Raw genomic sequence first — 19,382 nt, 5'->3', positions numbered from 1 at the left:
CCTACTCCGCGGCTTCCGCGGGCGCGATACGGCGCGAATGCCGCGCCTGCGCGTCATAGGCCTTCTGCCAGTCGGACGGTCCGTTGGACGGTGACACCTGCACGGCGGTGACCTTGTATTCGGGGCAGTTGGTCGCCCAGTCCGAATATTCGGTAGTGATCACGTTGGCCTGCGTGTCCGGATGGTGGAACGTGGTGTAGACCACGCCCGGCGCGACGCGGTCGGTGATTTCCGCGCGCAGCGTGGTCTCACCGGCGCGGCTCTTCAGCCGCACCCAGTCGCCGTCACGCACGCCGCGCTGCTCGGCGTCGTGCGGATGGATTTCCAGCCGGTCCTCGGCATGCCAGACCACGTTGTCGGTGCGTCTGGTCTGCGCGCCGACATTATACTGGCTGAGGATGCGCCCCGTGGTCAGCAGCAGCGGATAGCGCGGTCCGGTGCGCTCGTCGGTCGCGACATACTCGGTAACGACGAACTTGCCCTTGCCGCGGACGAAGCCGTCGATATGCATCACCGGCGTGCCCTCGGGCGCTTTCTCGTTGCAGGGCCACTGCACCGAGCCGAGCTCGTCGAGCCTTGCGTAGGAGACGCCGGCGAACGTCGGCGTCAGCGCCGCGATCTCGTCCATGATCTCGGAGGGGTGTTTGTAGTTCATCTCGAAGCCCATGGCCTTCGCAAGCCCGATGGTGACCTCCCAATCCGCAAGGCCGTTCTTCGGCGTCATCACCTTGCGGACGCGCTGGATGCGGCGCTCGGCATTGGTGAAGGTGCCGTCCTTCTCGAGGAAGCTCGATCCGGGCAGGAAGACATGGGCGTAGTTGGCGGTCTCGTTGAGGAAGAGGTCATGGACGATGACGCATTCCATCGCCGAGAGCGCCGCCACCACGTGCGACGTGTTGGGATCGGACTGCAGGATGTCCTCGCCCTGCACGTAGATCCCCATGAAGGTGCCTTCGACCGCAGCATCGAACATGTTGGGAATGCGCAGGCCCGGCTCGGGATTGAGCCTGACGTTCCACATCGCCTCGAACTGGTCGCGCACGGCGTCGCCGGAGATGTGGCGATAGCCGGGCAGCTCGTGCGGGAACGAGCCCATGTCGCAGGAGCCTTGCACGTTGTTCTGGCCGCGCAGCGGGTTCACGCCGACGCCGGGGCGGCCGATATTGCCGGTCGCCATCGCGAGGTTGGCGATCGCGATCACCGTGGTCGAGCCCTGGCTGTGCTCGGTGACGCCGAGCCCGTAATAGATCGCGCCATTGCCGCCGGTGGCGTAGGTCCGCGCCGCTTCGCGCAGCACATTGGGATCGACACCGGTCAGGATCGCGGTCGCCTCCGGGCTGTTTTTGGGCTGCGCGACAAACGCCGCCCATTCCTCGAACTCGCTCCAGTCGCAGCGCTCGCGCACGAATTCCTCATTGACGAGCCCCTCGGTGACGATGACATGCGCCAGCGCCGTCATGACCGCGACGTTGGTGCCGGGCATTAGCGGCAGATGCAGCGCCTTCACGTGAGGCGATTCCACCATCTCGGTGCGGCGCGGATCGATCACGATGAGTTTTGCACCCTGCCGCAGCCGCTTCTTCAGGCGGGAAGCGAACACGGGGTGGGCGGAGGCCGGGTTGGCGCCGATGACAACGACGACATCGGTATCTTCGACCGAGTCGAAATCCTGCGTGCCTGCGGAGGTGCCGAAGGTGGTGGCAAGGCCATAGCCGGTCGGCGAGTGGCAGACGCGGGCACAGGTGTCGACATTGTTGTTGCCGAAGCCGGCGCGGATCAGCTTCTGCACCAGATAGGTCTCTTCATTGGTGCAGCGTGAGGAGGTGATACCGCCGATGGCGTCGCGGCCGTATTTCGTCTGGATGCCGCGCATCCTGGCCGCGGCAAACGAGAAGGCTTCGTCCCACGACACCTCGCGCCAGGGGTCCTCGATCCGCTCGCGGATCATCGGCTTGAGGATGCGTTCCTTGTGGTTCGTGTAGCCCCAGGCGAAGCGGCCCTTGACGCAGGAATGGCCGCGATTGGCCTTGCCGTCCTTCCACGGCACCATGCGGACGACTTCCTCGCCGCGCATCTCCGCCTTGAAGGCGCAGCCGACGCCGCAATAGGCGCAGGTGGTGACGACGGAGTGCTCGGGCTGGCCGATCTCGATCACCGACTTTTCCGTCAGCGTCGCGGTCGGGCAGGCCTGCACGCAGGCGCCGCAGGAGACGCATTCCGAGCCGAGGAAGCTTTCGCTCATGCCGGGCGAGACACGGCTCTCGAAGCCGCGGCCCGAGATCGTCAGCGCAAAGGTGCCTTGCACCTCTTCGCAGGCGCGGACGCAGCGCGAGCAGACGATGCACTTGGAGGGATCGTAGGTGAAGTAGGGATTGGACTCGTCCTTCGGCAGCCAGGCGGGGTTCACGTCGCCATTGGACTTGGCGAAGACGTGGTTCTCGCCTTCATAGCCGTAGCGCACGTCGCGCAGGCCGACGGCGCCGGCCATGTCCTGCAACTCGCAATCGCCGTTCGCGCCGCAGGTGAGGCAGTCGAGCGGATGGTCGGAGATGTAGAGCTCCATCACGCCCTTGCGCAGCTTCTTCAGCCGCTCGGTCTGGGTGTGCACGACGAGGCCGTTCATCGCGGGCGTAGTGCAGGAGGCCGGCGTGCCGGCGCGGCCTTCGATCTCCACGAGACAGAGGCGGCAGGAGCCGAATGCATCCACCATGTCGGTCGCGCACAGCTTCGGGATCTGATGACCCGCCTCCATCGCCGCGCGCATGATCGAGGTGCCCTCGGGCACCGAGATCTCCTTGCCGTCGATGGTCAGCGTGACCATCGTTTCCGATTTCGAGCGCGGCGTGCCGAAGTCGATTTCCTCGATCAGAGACATCGTTGTTCTCCTATTCCGCGGCCTGCAGCGTGGCCGGTGCCGGGCCAAAATCTTCCCGGAAATGTTTCAGGGCACTCAGCACGGGGTAGGGCGTGAAGCCGCCGAGCGCGCAGAGCGAGCCGAATTTCATGGTGTTGCAGAGGTCCTCGACGAGCGCGAGGTTTTCGCTCACGCGCTCGCCGCGCATGATCTTCTCGATGGTCTCGACGCCGCGGGTCGAACCGATCCGGCACGGCGTGCACTTGCCGCAGGATTCGATGGCGCAGAACTCCATCGCAAATCGCGCCTGCTTGCGCATGTCGACACTGTCGTCGAACACGACGATGCCGCCATGGCCGATCAGGCCGTCGCGCGCGGCAAAGGCCTCGTAGTCGAACGGCGTGTCGAACAGCGCGCGGGGGAAGTAGGCGCCGAGCGGCCCGCCGACCTGCACGGCGCGGACCGGGCGGCCGGTGAAAGTGCCGCCGCCGATGTCGTCGACGAGCTCGCCGAGCGAGACGCCGAATGCGGTCTCGAACAGCCCGCCATGGCGGATATTGCCGGCGAGCTGGATCGGCATCGTACCGCGCGAGCGACCCATGCCGAAATCGGCGTAGGCCTTGGCGCCTTCTGAGAGGATGAAGGGAACGGCGGCGAACGACAGCACGTTGTTGATGACGGTCGGCTTGCCGAACAGGCCGTGATGGGCCGGCAGCGGCGGCTTTGCGCGCACGATGCCGCGGCGGCCTTCGAGGCTCTCCAGCAGCGAGGTCTCCTCGCCGCAGACATAGGCGCCTGCACCGACGCGCACTTCGAGATCGAAGCTCTGGGTGGAACCGCCGATGTTCGTGCCGAGATAGCCGCCGCGCGTTGCCGCCGCAATCGCCGCGTTCATCGCCTCGACGGCGTGCGGATATTCGCTGCGGATGTAGATGTAGCCCTTGGTGGCGCCGACGGTGATCGCCGCGATGGTCATGCCCTCGATCACCAGGAAGGGATCGCCCTCCATGATCATGCGGTCGGCGAACGTGCCGCTATCGCCTTCGTCGGCGTTACAGACGATGAATTTGCGGTCGGCGTTCGCCTGCGCGACCGTCTTCCACTTGATGCCGGTCGGGAAGCCGGCGCCGCCACGGCCGCGCAGGCCGGACGATGCGACCTCGGCCAGGATCGCATCCGCGCCAAGCGACAGTGCGCGTTCGAGGCCCTTGTAGCCGCCATGGGCGCGATAGTCCGCGAGCGAGCGCGGATCGATCACGCCGCAGCGCGCGAAGGTGAGGCGGGTCTGGCGCTTCAGCCAAGGAATCTCGTCTGCGATGCCAAGCCGGAGGGGGTGCTCTCCGTTACTCGCCATCGAGTCGAACACGGAGGAGACATCCTCCGGGCTGACCGGTCCGTACGCGATACGGCCCTTGAGGGTCGCCACCTCGACCATCGGCTCCAGCCAACACAGCCCGCGTGAGCCCGTCCTGACGATCTCGACTGGAAGGCCGCGCTTCTCGGCGGCCTGCTCGAGCGCCGCGGCCACATCATCGGCGCCGACAGCGACGGCAGCTGCATCGCGGGGAACAAAGATCCGCATCTTCATCGCTGCGCCTCCGCAACCAGCGCATCGAGGCGCTTCTCATCGAGCCGGCCGACGAGGCGGCCATCGAGCATTGCGGACGGGGCAGTCGCGCAGAGGCCGAGGCAGTAGATCGGCTCCAGCGTGACGCGATCGTCGGCAGTGGTGCTGCCGAGCGACACGCCGAGCCTCGCCTCGGCACGCGCCGCCAGCGCATCGCCGCCGGCGGCCTGGCATGCCTCAGCGCGGCAGAGTTTGAGGACGTGGCGGCCGGCGGGCTTGTGGCGGAAATCGTGGTAGAAGGTAAACACGCCATGAACCTCGGCGCGCGACAGGTTGAGCGCCTGCGCGACCATGGGAATCGCGGCCTCCGGGACATAGCCGAAGGCCCCTTGCAGGGCATGGAGGATGACCAGCGTCGCGCCCTCCTGTCCGGCGTGTTCGGCGATGATTTCAGCGCCGCGCGTTTCGTCCCAAGGCTCGTGAATCCCCGTCATTTTTCATTCTCAACCAGAGGGTGACCTGCCCCCATGAGTATTTGGAATCATTCGAAAATCAATAAAGCTGTCCCATGCTGCGATCGGGAATTCGCATCGATAGGGTCACGCAATCGGGTGATACGAAATCGCAATGATTGTTCCGGCAACGTCCCGTTTTCGGGTGTTGGAGAAGGCCCATCGTGATAGCTTGCATGCCACGACATAATCCCAGGGGAATAGCGGTTGCTCGACAAGCTTGAACTTCTGCTGGCGCTCGCCAAGGAGCGGCATTTCGGACGCGCGGCGGAAGCCTGCGGCGTCACCCAGCCGACCATGTCGACCGGGCTGAAGCAACTCGAGGAGATTCTCGGCGTCATGCTGGTCCAGCGCGGCTCGCGCTTCCAGGGCTTTACGCCGGAAGGCGAGCGGGCACTCGACTGGGCGCGACGCATCGTCGGCGACGCCCGCGCCATGCGCGACGAGATCAACGGGCTGAAGCACAAGCTCTCCGGCGAGATCCGCATCGCGGCGATCCCGACCGCGCTCGGCATGGTGGCCTCGCTGACGACGCCGTTCCGCGCCAAGCATCCGGAGGTGCGTTTCCGCATCCAGTCGACCACCTCGTCGGAGGTGCTGGGACTTCTCGAAAATCTCGAGGTCGATGCGGGGCTGACCTATATCGAGAACGAGCCGATCGGCAAGGTGCGCACCATCCCGCTCTACAACGAGAGCTATCGCCTCCTGACCGCGCCGGATGCGATGTTCGGCGACCGCGAGACGGTGACCTGGGCGGAGGTCGGCAAGGTGCCGCTGTGCCTCCTGACGCCGGACATGCAGAACCGCCGCATCATCGACCGCGCATTGCGCTCGGTGAATGCCGAGGCGACGCCGACGCTGACGTCGAACTCGCTGCTGGTGCTGTTCACGCATGTGAAGACCGGGCGCTGGGCGAGCGTGATGCCTGCGAAGCTTGCCGAGACGCTCGGCCTCAAGGACACCGTCCGCTCGATCCCGATCATCGATCCCGAGGTCAACTACAGCATTGGCCTTGTGATCCCGCAGCGCGACCCGATGACGCCGCTGATCGCCGCGCTCGTCAACGTCGCGCGCGAGGTGGCGCCGACGCTGCAATCCTGACCGGGGTCAGGCGGCCGCGGGGATCCTGGCTGCGGCCTTGTTGGCATCGCGCGGCAGCGTGACGCGCACGATGGTGCCGACGTCGATCTTCGAGCGCAGCCGCATCGTGCCGCCGTGCAGTTGCGCGAGCGAGCGGGCGATCGCGAGCCCCAGGCCCGAGCCGTGATAGGTCTTTGTGAGCTGGCTCTCGACCTGCTCGAAGGGGCGGCCGAGCCGCGCCAGCGAATGCGGGGCGATGCCGATGCCGGTGTCGGCGATCATCAGCACGACCTTGTCCTCGAGTTGCCGGCTGCGCACCACGATGCGGCCGCCGTCGGGCGTGAACTTCACGGCGTTGGACAGGAGGTTGACGATGATCTGCTTGGTGGCGCGGCGGTCGGCGACGACGGAGATGATGCTGTCGATGTCGGCATCGAGCGTCAGGTTCTTGTCCTGCGCGCGGCCCGAGACCACCCGCAGCGATTCCGCGAGCGTGCGCGACAGGTCGAGCTCCTCCATGTCGAGCTTCATGCGGCCGGCCTCGATCTTGGACATATCGAGGATGTCGTTGATGACCTCCAGCAGGTAGTGACCGCTGGTGAGGATGTCCTGGCAGTATTCCTGGTACTTCTCGTTTCCGAGCTCGCCGAACATGCCGCTTCCCATGACCTCCGAGAAGCCGATGATCGCGTTCAGGGGCGTGCGCAGCTCGTGGCTCATGTTGGCGAGGAATTTCGACTTGGTCTGGTTGGCTTCTTCGGCGCGGGTCTTTTCGCGCTGGTATTTTTCGGCGAGATCGGCGAGCTCGTTGGTCTGGCGCTCCAGCGCCGCTTGCGAGCGCTTCAGGTCGATGACGGTGGCGCGCAGGCGCAGATCGTTGTCGACGAGCTTCTGCTCGTGCTCCTTGATGCGCGTGATGTCGGTGCCGACCGAGACGTAGCCGCCGTCCTTGGTACGGCGCTCGCTGATGTGCAGCCAGCTGCCGTCGTCGAGCTGCGCCTCGAAGGTGCGGGCGCCCGGTCCCTGATTGGCGGTCTCGTTGTGGCGGGTGCGCACCTCCGGCATGCGGCCGACCTCGAGCACGGTCTCGTAGGAGGTGCCGGGGATGACGGCCGAGTCCGGCAGCCTGTGCAGGCGCTGGAAGTGCGAGTTGCAGAGCACCAGACGGTCGCTGTTGTCCCACAGCACGAAGGCTTCCGGGATCGTCTCGATGGCGTCGCGCAGCCGCAGGTCGGCTTCCACCGTCTTTTCGGCAAGGCTCTTCTGCTCGGTGATGTCGACGGCGATGCCGATCAGGTGCATGGCGGAATCGCCCGTGGCGCGCGTGCGCTCGCAGCGCACGCGGAGCCAGATCCAGTGGCCGTCGACATGCTGCATGCGGAAGCTCTGGTCGATGTGGTCAATCTGGCCCGAGATCAGCTGGTCGGCGATCGCGAACAGGTCGATGTCGTCCGACTTCACCAGCGCATTGACCTCGCCGAAGGTGAGGAGCTCGTTGCGGCCGTCGAGGCCCAGCATCGAGAACATCGACTGCGACCAGAAGATTTTGCCGCGCGAAAGATCCCAGTCCCAAAGGCCGCAGCGCCCGCGGTTGAGCGCGGTGTCGATCCGGCCGCGTACGGCGTCGTTGATCAGGTCGCCCTCGCGGGCGCGGGTCGACTGCCAGTGGAAAGCGAAGCCGAGAATCAGGACGACGAAGCCGGTGGTCGCCGACAGCGTCACCGAGAGCGCGGCATCCGAGCCCCAGATCGGCTCGTTGCGCTCCTGGATCACGGTGACCTGACCGGGCAGCGACTTGATCGGCCGCGAGATCGCCACCGCGCTGTTGCCGCTGGGCAGCGTGAGATCGGAGACGTCGTTCTGTTGCGGCGGCGTCGCCACCAGCTGCGCGGTGGTGATCGCATCGAGCAGGCGGTCGTTGCCGGCCGGGTCGGTGTCCACGGGAATGCGTGCGAGGATGCGGCGGTCGGTGCCGACGGAGGTGACGATGACGTGGCGGCCCGAGGCCGTGCCCCAGGAGGGAACGAACTCGGGCAAGAGCGTCGGCAGGCGCTCGATGTTCTTCTGCCGTTCCATGCGCACCGAGGCGAGACGATCGATGCGCTCGGCGAGCAGGTCGGCGAGCGCCTGAATGTCGTGCTTGATCACCAGCCGCTTCTGCCGGGTCTGGTCGACGACCTGGACGAAGGCGCCGAGACAGATGGTGATGAGGAAGGCGATGATGAGAGTAGGCACAGCGCGCCGGAGCGCCGGCTCGGCGATCAGGAGCCGGTGGTAGGCCGGTTTCGCGATCGATTGCGCCAATCCCTTGATCGAATCGGATTGGACGCACGCGCTCGCGGCGTCTGCGCGCGGCATGCCTTCGGCCCCCAGGAGATATTGCTGCACCACAATTCGGAATGAAGCCCCCGCTCGCTTCCGAATCACAGCGATTTGAATCCAGTTTTCGTTGACTGTCGAGAGTCAACGAATCGTTAACGCGAAATAATTCTTATCCAATGGAGAGTTTGCGCCGCCGGCGGCCGCAATATGACCTGCGTGGTGAGTCCGAAACGGGAACGTGTGACTCTTCGCGTGCTGGTTCAGGCGCGCGGCGGCTCGGCGTGACTGATCACGCGCTTCACGCTCGGGAAGGCGCGTCGCAGCGCGCGCTCGATCTCGTCGACATGCTCGTGCACCTTGATCACGCTCATCGACGGCGTGGCGCGGCAGTGGAAGTTGACGATCTCGCCGGCATCGGTGTTGCGCACGCGCACATTATGAATGTCGTGGATATCGCTATCAGCGGCAAAGCCGGTGAGCGCGGCTGCAATGGCCTGCACCCGTTCCGCCGGCGCGTCGACGCCGAACGGCAGCTCCGGCTGGAGCGGCTCGATGTGGACGTCGACCTCCACATCCTCGCCGAATTCCTCCTGGATGTTGCGCTCCAGTGTGTTGGCGACGTCGTGGGCCGCAACCAGCGGCATCTCGGCGTCGACCTCGAGATCGATGCCGACGATCAGCTTGGCGCCGAGGTCGTGCACGGTGACGTGATGGATGGCAAGGCCCGAATTGCGCGCGATCACCATGATGCGGTCGCGCACGGTCTCGTTGTCGCGCGCGACGGGGACGGCGGTGAATGTAAGGTCGGCGTCGCCGAACGCCTTGCCGACGGCGGCTTGCGCGTTGCGCTTGATGTCCTCGACGCGGTCGATCGGATAGGTCCGCGGCACCTTTGCGATGGTGTCGATGAAATAGGTCGCCCCGACCATGCGTACGCGCAGGCGCTCGACATCGAGCACGCCGGGCACGCTTTTGATTACGGCAGTGGCCTTCTCCAGCGCGCCCTCCGGCGCGCGGTCGACCAGCGTCTGCACCGTGGAGCCTGCCATGCGCAGGCCGAGAGCCGCGATCATCACGGCGACGGCGGCCGCCGCCGCGGCGTCGCCCCACCAGAAGCCGAGGCCGGCGAGGATGAGGCCGGCGATGACGGCGAACGAGCCCATCACGTCGGAGGCAAAATGCAGTGCGTCGGCCGCGAGTGCCTGGCTCCGCGTCTCCCGCGCGGCGCGATGCAGCGCTCGCGCCCGCCAGAGATTGACGACGATGTCGATCACCAGCACGACGAAGGGCACGGCCGAGATGGTCGGCGGCGCCGTGCCCTCGCGCAGGCGGCTATAGGCCTCGACCAGGATGCCGCCGGCCAGCACGTAGAGCAGGGCAGTGACGCCGAGCGCGGAGATGCTCTCGAGCTTGCCGTGGCCGTAATGGTGCTCGTCATCGGCCGGCTTGTCGGACACCCGCACCACCGCCCAGGTGATGATGGTTGCGACCAGGTCGATCGAGGAATGCAGCGCCTCAGAGATCAGCGCCAGCGAGCCAATCGCGATCCCGACCACGAATTTGGCGGCCGCCATGCCGCCGCTGGCGAAGATGGAGATCGCGGCGACCGAGGTTTTGCTGGTGTGAGAATTCATGGCCGGGGATTTAGCAGGCGGTCCGCGAACATCAAGCGACGATCCACAGGTGCAGTCGCAAGTGAGTTGCAAGAGCGGGGCCCGCTCTGTCATTCCGGGGCGATGCGAAGCATCGAACCCGGAATCTCGAGATTCTCAGGTGCGCAATTGCGCACCATAGTTCGCCCTTCGGGCGCCCCGGAATGACGGTGACGCCCTCACAGCGTGACGACGATCTTGCCGAGATGCCTGTTGGCCTCCATGTGCGCGAAGGCCGCGTCGATGTCGTCGAAGGCAAACACCTTGTCGATCGGCAGCTGCAGCTTGCGCGCTTCCACCGCACTCCAGATGTCCTTGCGAACCTCCTCAAAGATATCGCGGATTTCCTCGATCGTGCGGGTGCGGAAGGTGACGCCGATATAGTTGATGCGACGCGCCGCATGCAGGTCGAAATTGAAGTCGCCATGGGTGCCGCCGAGCCGGCCGACATTGACGATGCGGCCCTTCACCTTGGTTGCGGCAAGGTTCTGGCTCGCGACCTTGCCCGAGACCTGGTCGACGATGAGGTCGACACCTTCGCCGCCGGTGGCCTTCAGCACCTGGTCGACCCAGCCGGGGTTGGAGGAGTCGATCGCTAGATCGGCGCAGTAATCGGTAAGCCGGCTGCGGCGATGGGCATCCGTCGACGAACCGATCACGAGCCTTGCGCCCTTGAGCTTGGCAATCTGCATCGCCATCAGGCCGACGCCGGAGCTTGCGCCCTGGATCAGAACGGATTGGCCCGGCTGAATTCCGCCGACGGTGACGACGGCGTTGTGCATGGTCGCGAGCGCGACGGGCAGGGTGGCGGCTTCCTGGAAGTTCATGTTCGAGGGGGCGCGGAACAGGCGGCCGTGATCGGCGAGCGTGTACTCCGCAAACGCCGCGGCGCCCGAGCCCATGATGCGGTCGCCGACCTTCACGCCCTTCGCGTCGGGCCCGAGGGCCGCGACTTCACCGGCCCATTCCATGCCAAGTACGGTGCCGACCCCGCCGGCCGCGCCATGGGCATGGCCCTTGCGCATGCCGGTGTCGGCGCGGTTGAGCGCGCAGGCGCGGACGCGGACCAGCACCTGCGTGCCCTTAGGCGTTGGTTGAGCGACGTCGGAAATCGCAGCTCCCTCAGGGCCATAGACGTAGGCCTTCATGCGTCACCTCTGGTTCATCCTAAACGTGAATCGCAACGCTAAGCGCGCGCTGGCGATCATTCCGCAGCTTGTGCCACCGGTTGAACGATCATGCCTTCGAGCCGGTTCCTGATGATGGCCTCCGCCTCGCGCACGATGCGGGAGATGAGCTCGGCGCAGCTCGGGATGTCCTGGATCAGGCCCTGCACCTGGCCGGCCGACCAGATGCCTTCGTCCGAATTGCCGGTCGCATAGACCATCTTGCCGCGGGCGCCCGCCACCAGCTCGCGGATGTCCTCGAACCGGGCGCCTTCCTTCTCCATGGCAACGACCTTGGTGGAAATCGCGTTCCTGGCGACGCGCGAGGTGTTGCGCATGGTGCGGAAGATCAGCTCGGTCTCGCGCTCGTCATTGGCGACGATCTTCTCCTTGATGAGCTGGTGGATCGGGCTCTCCCTGGTCGCCATGAAGCGGGTACCCATGTTGATGCCGTCGGCCCCGAGCGCCAGCGCGGCCACGAGGCCCCGAGCGTCGGCGAAGCCACCCGAGGCGATCATCGGGATCCTGACCTTGTTGGCGGCGGCCGGGATCAGGATCAGGCCCGGCGTGTCGTCCTCGCCGGGATGGCCGGCGCACTCAAAACCGTCGATCGAGATGGCGTCGACGCCCATGCGCTCGGCGGACAGGGCGTGGCGGACGCTGGTGCATTTGTGCACGACCTTGACGCCGTGCTTCCTGAACTCATCGACATGCTCCTGCGGCTTGTTGCCGGCGGTCTCGACCACCTTGATGCCGGCCTCGATGATGGCGGCGCGATATTCGGCATAGGGCGGCGGCTTGATCGCGGGCAGGATCGTGAGGTTGACGCCGAATGGCCTGTCGGTGAGTTCGCGGCAGCGCGCAATCTCCTTGGTGAGGTCCTCGGGCGTCGGCTGGGTCAGCGCCGTGATGAAGCCGAGCGCGCCGGCGTTCGCCACCGCCGCCACGAGCTCGGCGTGCCCGACCCACTGCATGCCGCCCTGGACGATCGGATGCTCGACGCCGACCAGCTCGGTGAAACGTGTCTTCAGCATGAGTCCCTCTGTTTCCTCGGGCGCGCGCGATTGGCCGTGCGGCCTCTTATCGATCGTGTTCGGCGGCAGGATGCCGCCCGGTCCGGCAAAAGTCTATTCGCGGGAAGTGCGGCCAGGGCAGGGCGATCATGCGAGCGACGGGCGATGTTCCGCGCGGCGGATAATTCCGGCGGGCGGCGCCAGATGCGCTCTCCGGTATCGTCCTGGCGAACGCCAGACGATCGCGAAACGCTGCACTTATAAAATCAAAAATTCGGTAAAATGTAATATTGGCGTGAGTGCGACACAGTGACCCGTGCGAACTGCGGCCGCCCTGTGATCCAATTCACAAATGTGAACTATCCAAAATGCTACCTTCGCGGGAACTCGGAAGTCGGCTCGACACACTGCCTGCAGCGATGCGCGCGCTGCCGCGGATCGCTCCACTCGCGAAGACGGGAGGCGCCGCCATGCTTGGCTGGATATGGATCGCGCACAATGCGCATTGGCTTGCGGCGCTAGGCTTCGGTGCGATGATCATCGGGGTGTATTTCTGGTCGCGGTTCGACGAGCCGAGCTATGAAGGCACGTCCGAATATTTCGTGCGCTACAAACCGAAATTCTCGACCTCGCGAAGGCGCTACCTGCGCGCCAAGCTCGGCTATGTCTTCGCGATCCTCATCGTCTTCTTCATCCTGTCGGCCGTACCGGAGATCTTCTACGCCCTGCTTCCCGAGGAGCTCAGCCAAAAAGCTCCAAAGCCCAGCGATACGACCCTTCCGCTCGGTGTTGCGCTGATGCTGATAGCATTCCAGACCATTCCGCGGCTGAACGAAGGAGAACGCCGCATCCGAGGGCTTCTTCATTCGGTCGCTCGCATACCTGAATCGATCCGTCGAACCGTCGCCCAACTTCGCGGCTTCCCGTTCCACTGCAGCGCCGCTGCAGTCGCCCTGCAGACCCGCAAGCTCGGCGTGCAGATCGGAAAGAGCGGTCAAGAGCCGGCAAACCTGAGCAAGCTGATCTTCGAGGACGATTTCCTGCACGTCTGGTACAACACCGGGTGTGTGCTGAGCGCATTGTCCGAGAATAACCAGGCGAGCACCAACATCGATCCGCTCTTCTACGACTACTACAAAGAGGAGCTCGACAGCATCAACGACAGGCACATTGCGCTCGCTCTGCCCGTGCGCAAGTACTTGACCGAGCGGTTGCGCGCCAATTCCAATCCTGACGCAGTTCCCGACCCGGCGGCGATCCGCGAAGTCCGGAACCTGCGAGATCGGCTTTATACCTTCGTGGCTTGCGGCGTCCGGTCCAGCGTCAGGAACGACGCGGAGAGCCTCGACATCATCAGCAAGCTCGGGTTTGCGGTCAGGCCGGATCCGCCCCGCGAACGCCGCATCGAGGCGCTCGTTTGGTTGTCGCTCGCAGCGCTCTCGATTCTGTCCGTGTTCGCGGTCTGGACGACGCAGCTCTTTGAGAACTTCGTTTTGAAGGACGAGCAGACGATCGAAGCGTTGAAGGTGCCGACCGAGTTGCCTGGGCAGTTCTTCTGGTCCTGGTCGACGGATGCCTTCTATTTCTTCGCGATCCTGGGAGCGCTGCTCATTCGCGGCGTCCACATCGGTCGACGGGAGTGGTTCGACATCAACAATTTCGATCGAGAGCGTCCCATCCTGCGTTACGCGAAGCCCATCCTTCTCGGCGGCGCCCTCGGCTATATTGCGCTCGTTCTCATTGCCCTGCTCGTCGGCGGACAGGTGCTCAAAGTGGAGGCCCGCGACATCAGCAAGGGGCTGGTCGAGGCCGTCACTCAAACATTGCCCTGGGCGCCGCTTGCAATCGTCATTGCTGGCGTCGCGTTGTGGCTCGGCGACAGCCCAGTTCAGGACGCGCGGCCGTCGTGGACAAGGATTCTCGGTCGTGCCGTAGTCGGCGCGCTCGTCATGATGGCGGCCGGATTTTTCACGAGCAGCCTCGCCCAGCCGGCCGTTCGCCAGGTGGGGATTGCGAGCATCTATATGAGTCTGTTCGTTGCGATGCAGATCGGCCTCGTTGCGTTTGTGTTGTGCATCATCGTGCAGATTTCGGAGCTGTACACGGACAGAGGACGGTCCTTTGCGGGACAGTTCATCGAAGCTTCGAGCCGACAGGGGCGTCTGTTCTCGATGTATCTCCATCGCGATGGCACGGCATGTCTGCTGTCGCCGAACGGAGGAGGGCTGAAGAGTTCGGCGGTGCGCTGCCAGGGACACTGGCAGCAATTTCCCGAAGGCACTGCCGTGAGATGGGATGGTGAAGGCGATGCCTGCGGAAAAGCCGGGGGCTTCGGCTTGATGTCAGCCTTCGGAGATTCACTCATCTACGAAGCCTATGCGGAGCGCTTCTCCGGCACCCCCGACTTCGTCGCTCAGCTCAACATGCGAGCGAGCGTCGATACGACGAGACCGTCTCCCGCCCCGGACCCTTCGCGAGGGATACAGCCTTCCGCCTGGCAGGCAAAGCCGGCCGATGCGACCAGCGGCGCGACCAGTTGAAGGATGCAATCGAATGCCCAGTGAGGCCCGATATTTCATTCCGGTGTGTCTCTACCCGCACACAAGGTACCGTACGACCGCCGGGCTCATGACGCTCTTCGACAAGTATGACCTCAGGCATCATGATCACCTGATGGTGGTCGCCGATCGCCTGCTTGTCCTGGATCGTCTAATGACCGGCCGATACTGGACCATTCCGTCGGCAGTGCACAAGGCGAAGCAGGAAGCCAGCCAGATCCTGAAGCTGATCCAGCGGACATCCTTCCGATCGGGTGCACGGGCGCGCGGTGCCATCGTCTGCTGGGACGAGATCGCGGAAACGGCGCAATACTCGGACTTCGCGCAGCGCCTGCAACAAGCAGTGCTGGGGGACCGGATGCTCGCGGACACGATTCAGGCATTCGTCGAGCAGAGAGCCGGACGCTATGGTCTCGGCGCGTCGCCGGAACGGGAGCGAGACTACGAACGCGAATACCTGCTTTCGGAAGTGTCGATGAGCGTTTACTGCACCGAGATGCTCGGGTTTTCGAACGAGGTGTGGGAGCGACCACCCGGCGCCGACATTCCCGATCCCCTGAAGTTGCTCTATGGCGAACGCCGAGAATTGATCAGACGCGTGACCGGACAAGCCGCGACTCGGGTTCTGACTTTCGTGTTTCCCGACGCCGAGGACAGCGAGCAAGAGGTTTATGAGGAGAGCCGTCCCGAAGCTTAGGGGCAGCAGCCCAGCCAGTCTTGCGCGCGACGCGATTTTCTAGCGATCGGCAGTCAGGCGGAAATTCATCTCGATCTTCGCGGGCGACCCGCCGATCCCGGGGCGCCAGGGCGAATAGCCCGGCGTGGGATCGGGATCGCGGGAGAGATCGATCCGCCAGGTCTCGGTGGGCGTGTCGGGAAGAGTCAGGATGACCTCGCGCCGGCTCGTCTTGTACGACAGCGCGGCGGTCGCGAGGATGACCTGGCGGTCGCCATCGTGACCGTGCCAGCCTTCGCTCAAGGTGACGGGCGCGAAGCCGTGGCTTTCGTCGACATAGATCTGCACGTCGGTCTTGTCAGGCGGCAAGGCCTTGCCGGGCGGCAGGCGGAATTGCAGCTCGAGCGTCATGAAGCCGTGCGTAAGGTAGGGCGAGCGGATCAGCTCGTACCAGCCCCAATAGGCGAGGCCCGCGACGATCAGCACGACAGTCACGGCAAAGGGGTAGGAGATGTGCGTCCGGCTCACCGCGCCCGGCATGTCATCCGGCGGCGCGTTCTCGCGAACGATGCCGAATCTCGTGAACAGCCAGACGCCGATACCGAAGCCGACGAGGCCGCCGAAAGGGCCGATGTTGAAGAACGCCCCCATGGCGATGCCCCCGTCGCGGTCAGGCCCGGACAGCGCCACTACCAGCGCGGCAAGGCCGGACCAGCCGGCGAGTGCGCCGAGGAGACCGGATAGGAGGCCGAGGATGAAAGACATGATTGGTGCGTCGACGTGCTTGCGGTGAGCGGCGGCTATTTTGTCGCTCTGTCAGGCGCCCGGGTTCGAGCCGCAAGACCCGAAAGTACGTCATTCCGGGGCGGCGCGAAGCGCCGAGCCCGGAATGATGCACGGCCGCCTTGCCGGCTCGTGACCCAACTAACGCTCGCGGATATGGATTCCTGGCTTGCGCTTGGCGCGTCCCGGAATGACGAGGAGGCTCGTGGAAGGGCAGGAGGTCCTGCCCAGTGGGTATGAACGCGCGCTACTGCTCCGGCGCGAGCTGGACCATCTGGCGGCCGGCGTTCATTTCCTTCAGTTTGCTGACGTACTCCTCGGGGCGTTGCCAGCGCATGGGGACCTTCAGTCCCATGAACTCCGCGATGTTGCCGATGAAGCCCGTGCAGTTCATGGTCTCGGCGTTCCAGACCGGCGAACTGTCCTGCAATTTCCTGATATAGGCGAACACCCGCTTGGCGTCGGCCTCGTTCAGATAGACGCGGTAGCTTGCCGTCAGATATTCCGGATCGAGGTCGCCATAGCTCGCCCCCGTCTCGGACGGGACCGGAATGACGTGGCCGAGCATATAGGTGAGCGTGTCGCCCGCGGGCGTCAGGCCTGCGACTTCGACGGCGCGCTCGCTGGTCTTGCCGTACCAGACGAAGGCATGTCCCCAGCTTGCCGCGGTCCTTGCTCTGAAGTCCACGTAATAGGGGCCCTTCGCCTGACCGGCCTTGGACCGGGCAGGCGCGTTACGGGGCGCAAGCGCATTCGCGTCAGCGATGCGCTTGCGTGCCTCGTGGGCAGAAGCCGACTGGATTGTGCAAACGAGCGAAAGGACTGCGCATCCCGCTAGGATGCGCAATCCCGATCTCTGACGTGTGATTGCCACGCTTCGCCTTTCAGCCGTCGACAAAAGCAGCTTTGGAGATGCGTGAGGCTTCAGTAGCGCGACACGATGGGGCCGGGCGCCTTGCCGATCGGAGCTTTTCCAATCGGCGATTTGCCGATCGGCATCTTGCCGATCGGAGCCGGTCCCTGCGGATAGACGGGGACGGGCTGCCGGTGCGGCAGATCCGCGGCGCTCGCGGCCGTCGCCAGGGCAAGCGTTGCGCCCATTGCAATCACGATTTTCTTCACTGGTAGTTCCCCTTTGAGATCAGACAAAGCACGGCCGTAGCCCGCCGCGCTCCCCAAGCACCTCGAAGATGCGCGTCGGAATGCGTCCACAGTGCGGCGAACGCGCGGCGCGTTGGAGAAATATGTTTGCTGTGCGTGAGACCTCACACGCGCGTGATGAGCGCAGGATGGGTTTTGCGAGAACTCAAGCAAGCCATCCCGCGGAGGCGCGCCTCCCGGATGTCGCTTCGCTCATCCGGGTTACGACGGTTCGGCTACAGACGAAACTCGTTGGTCAGCTCGCCGATGCCGTCGATCGCGACGGTCACGGTGTTGACGGGCTCCTTCATCACGCCGACTCCGACGGAGGTGCCCACCGCAATGAGGTCGCCCGGAAGCAGGGTCATGTCATGCGAGATCTTGCTGACCAGTTCCTGCGCGCTGAAGATCATGTCGGAGATCGGATAGTTCTGCCGCTCCACGCCGTTGAGGATGGTTCGGACGACGAGCTTTGCGGGATCGAGACCGGTTACGATCACCGGGCCGAACGGGCCGTAGTCGTCGATGCCCTTGGCGCGGGCCCATTGCGCGAAGGTAGGATCGCGGGTGAGGATGTCGTTGGCGGTGATGTCGTTGACACAGGTGTAGCCAAAGATGAAGGCGTCGGCCTCGGCTTTCGAAACGCGGCTGCAGCTCTTGCCGATGACGATGCCGAGCTCGCCTTCATACGTGGTCTTGCCGTCATAGGAGGAGGGGCGGCGGATCACGGCGCCCGGCGTTGTGATGCTGGTGGTTGCCTTCAACAGATACAGCGGCTCCGGCGGCTCGGGCTGATTGAGCTTTGCGGCGAGCGCGTGAAAGTTGTTCCAGAGCGCGACGATCTTGCTCGGCGCGCACGGCGCGAGCAGCTCCACTTCGTCGAGCGCCAGCACTCGGCCGTTCGGCGTGTTGCGGCCGAAAATCTCGCCGTCATGTACCGCGATGCCGCTTGGCGTGAGCGTTCCGAATCCCGTCGCGCCGGCGTGTCGGAAGCGGAGCCATTTCGTCGGGCCGGCCGCGCTCATCACGCCACCGCCTTGGTTTGGGCAGGCGTCGTGACGCCGTCGTAGAGGCCGGCGATCCGGGCGCGCTGGGTGACCATGGCGAGCACGGAATCGAGCGCGGGCGTAGCGATGCCGGTCATGCGGCCCATCTCCTGGACCACAGTGACGAGCGGATCGATCTCCATCGGGCGGCCGCGCTCGAGATCCTGGAGCATCGAGGTCTTGTGCGCGCCGACCTTGCGGGCGCCCTCGATGCGGCGCTCGACGTCGACGCGGAACTTGACGCCGAAAGTCTCGGCGATCGCCTGCGTCTCCAGCATCACCGCACGCGACAGCGCACGCGTCGCAGGATCGGTGCAGATCACGTCGAGCGTTGCATGGGTCAGCGCGCTGATCGGGTTGAAGCAGACATTGCCCCAGAGTTTCAGCCAGATCTCGTCACGGATGCGGTCGAGCACCGGCGCCTTCATGCCGGCGGCGACGAAGAGGTCGGCCAGGCGCTGCACGTCGGGCGTGATCTCGCCCGAGGGTTCGCCGAGCGGGAAATTGTTGCCGTAGACATGGCGGATCACGCCGGGCGCCTCGATCTCGGTGGCGGGATAGACGATGCAGCCGATGGCACGCTCGGCGCCCAGCTCCCGCCACTGCCGGCCGCCGGCATCGATGCTCTCGAGCGTGGAGTTCTCGTAACTTCCGCCGTGCTTGTAGAAGTACCAATAGGGGATGCCGTTCACCGCGGTGACGATGCGGGTACGCGGCCCCAGCAGCGGCTGCATCTTCTCGATCACGCCGGTGATCGAATGCGCCTTCAGCGTGACGATCACGTAGTCCTGCACGCCGAGCTCGGCCGCGTTGTCGGTGCAGCGCGGATGCACCACGTGCTCCTCGCCATCCATGAGCAGCCTCAAGCCGCGCTCGCGCATGGCGACGAGGTGAGGGCCGCGCGCAACGAGGCTGACGTCGGCGCCCGCGCGCTTAAGCTGCACTCCAAGATATCCGCCGATCGCGCCGGCGCCGTAGATGCAGATCTTCATGAAATCCTCGCAGAGGGGGAG

Annotated in this window: 15 protein-coding genes; 3 read left to right on the top strand and 12 right to left on the bottom strand. The window is 64.9% G+C overall.

Annotated elements, in window-relative coordinates:
- Position 1: 1 nt before the first annotated feature.
- From fdhF to NLN62_RS47760, 3 genes are read right to left on the bottom strand one after another with little or no spacing between them, the layout of a single operon-like run.
- Positions 2-2,875, bottom strand: a complete 2,874-nt coding sequence (gene fdhF / locus NLN62_RS47770) for a formate dehydrogenase subunit alpha (RefSeq protein ID WP_254113272.1) — start codon at positions 2,873-2,875, stop codon at positions 2-4.
- 10 nt (positions 2,876-2,885) lie between these two features.
- The gene (locus NLN62_RS47765; protein ID WP_027521259.1) at positions 2,886-4,442 is read right to left on the bottom strand and encodes an NADH-quinone oxidoreductase subunit NuoF; all 1,557 of its coding nucleotides are present in this window, start codon (positions 4,440-4,442) and stop codon (positions 2,886-2,888) included.
- A complete protein-coding gene (locus NLN62_RS47760) occupies positions 4,439-4,915 on the bottom strand; it encodes a formate dehydrogenase subunit gamma (RefSeq protein ID WP_027521258.1) in 477 nt (158 codons plus the stop codon). Before NLN62_RS47760 ends, NLN62_RS47765 begins: the two co-directional genes overlap by 4 nt.
- 225 nt (positions 4,916-5,140) lie before the next feature.
- Here NLN62_RS47760 and NLN62_RS47755 point away from each other — a divergent pair, with 225 nt between their 5' ends.
- Entirely contained in the window at positions 5,141-6,034 is an 894-nt protein-coding gene (locus NLN62_RS47755; RefSeq protein WP_027521257.1) for a LysR family transcriptional regulator, read from the top strand.
- Positions 6,035-6,040: 6 nt separating this feature from the next.
- Here the strand turns inward: NLN62_RS47755 and NLN62_RS47750 are convergent, their stop codons facing one another.
- The 4 genes from NLN62_RS47750 to NLN62_RS47735 all read right to left on the bottom strand — a co-directional run bounded on the left by NLN62_RS47750 (position 6,041) and on the right by NLN62_RS47735 (position 12,187).
- Complete coding sequence (locus NLN62_RS47750) at positions 6,041-8,371, bottom strand: PAS domain-containing sensor histidine kinase (protein WP_027521256.1); 2,331 nt, start codon at positions 8,369-8,371, stop codon at positions 6,041-6,043.
- Positions 8,372-8,595: 224 nt separating this feature from the next.
- Complete coding sequence (locus NLN62_RS47745; RefSeq protein ID WP_027521255.1) at positions 8,596-9,969, bottom strand: cation-efflux pump; 1,374 nt, start codon at positions 9,967-9,969, stop codon at positions 8,596-8,598.
- A gap of 197 nt (positions 9,970-10,166) precedes the next feature.
- A complete protein-coding gene (locus NLN62_RS47740; RefSeq protein ID WP_254113271.1) occupies positions 10,167-11,135 on the bottom strand; it encodes a zinc-binding dehydrogenase in 969 nt (322 codons plus the stop codon).
- Between the two features lie 56 nt (positions 11,136-11,191).
- On the bottom strand, positions 11,192-12,187 hold the full coding sequence (locus tag NLN62_RS47735) for a nitronate monooxygenase family protein (protein ID WP_254113270.1): 996 nt from the start codon (positions 12,185-12,187) through the stop codon (positions 11,192-11,194).
- A 449-nt stretch (positions 12,188-12,636) separates the two neighbouring features.
- Between NLN62_RS47735 and NLN62_RS47730 the strand changes: the two genes are divergently transcribed.
- A complete protein-coding gene (locus NLN62_RS47730; RefSeq protein WP_156944083.1) occupies positions 12,637-14,706 on the top strand; it encodes a hypothetical protein in 2,070 nt (689 codons plus the stop codon).
- 13 nt (positions 14,707-14,719) lie between these two features.
- Positions 14,720-15,421 carry a hypothetical protein gene (locus tag NLN62_RS47725; protein ID WP_254113269.1) on the top strand — a complete coding sequence of 234 codons (702 nt, stop codon included), beginning with the start codon at positions 14,720-14,722 and terminating at the stop codon, positions 15,419-15,421.
- Between the two features lie 39 nt (positions 15,422-15,460).
- Here NLN62_RS47725 and NLN62_RS47720 read toward each other — a convergent pair whose 3' ends face one another.
- The 5 genes from NLN62_RS47720 to NLN62_RS47700 all read right to left on the bottom strand — a co-directional run bounded on the left by NLN62_RS47720 (position 15,461) and on the right by NLN62_RS47700 (position 19,361).
- Positions 15,461-16,165, bottom strand: coding sequence for a hypothetical protein (locus NLN62_RS47720; protein ID WP_027521250.1), 705 nt, complete (start codon positions 16,163-16,165; stop codon positions 15,461-15,463).
- A 265-nt stretch (positions 16,166-16,430) separates the two neighbouring features.
- Complete coding sequence (locus tag NLN62_RS47715) at positions 16,431-17,057, bottom strand: hypothetical protein (protein ID WP_035661152.1); 627 nt, start codon at positions 17,055-17,057, stop codon at positions 16,431-16,433.
- Positions 17,058-17,107: 50 nt separating this feature from the next.
- The gene (locus tag NLN62_RS47710) at positions 17,108-17,305 is read right to left on the bottom strand and encodes a hypothetical protein (protein WP_027521248.1); all 198 of its coding nucleotides are present in this window, start codon (positions 17,303-17,305) and stop codon (positions 17,108-17,110) included.
- Between the two features lie 254 nt (positions 17,306-17,559).
- Positions 17,560-18,348 carry a fumarylacetoacetate hydrolase family protein gene (locus NLN62_RS47705; RefSeq protein WP_027521247.1) on the bottom strand — a complete coding sequence of 263 codons (789 nt, stop codon included), beginning with the start codon at positions 18,346-18,348 and terminating at the stop codon, positions 17,560-17,562.
- Positions 18,348-19,361: a 2-dehydropantoate 2-reductase gene (locus NLN62_RS47700; RefSeq protein WP_027521246.1), complete on the bottom strand. Its 1,014-nt coding sequence runs from the start codon at positions 19,359-19,361 to the stop codon at positions 18,348-18,350. The genes NLN62_RS47705 and NLN62_RS47700 overlap by 1 nt, the downstream gene beginning before the upstream one ends.
- Positions 19,362-19,382: the final 21 nt, after the last annotated feature.

This window comes from Bradyrhizobium sp. CCGUVB23 (assembly GCF_024199885.1).
Classification (GTDB): Bacteria; Pseudomonadota; Alphaproteobacteria; order Rhizobiales; family Xanthobacteraceae; genus Bradyrhizobium.
The sequence above is the reverse complement of the archived record's forward strand: the minus strand, read 5'-3'. Positions and strand labels throughout refer to the sequence as shown.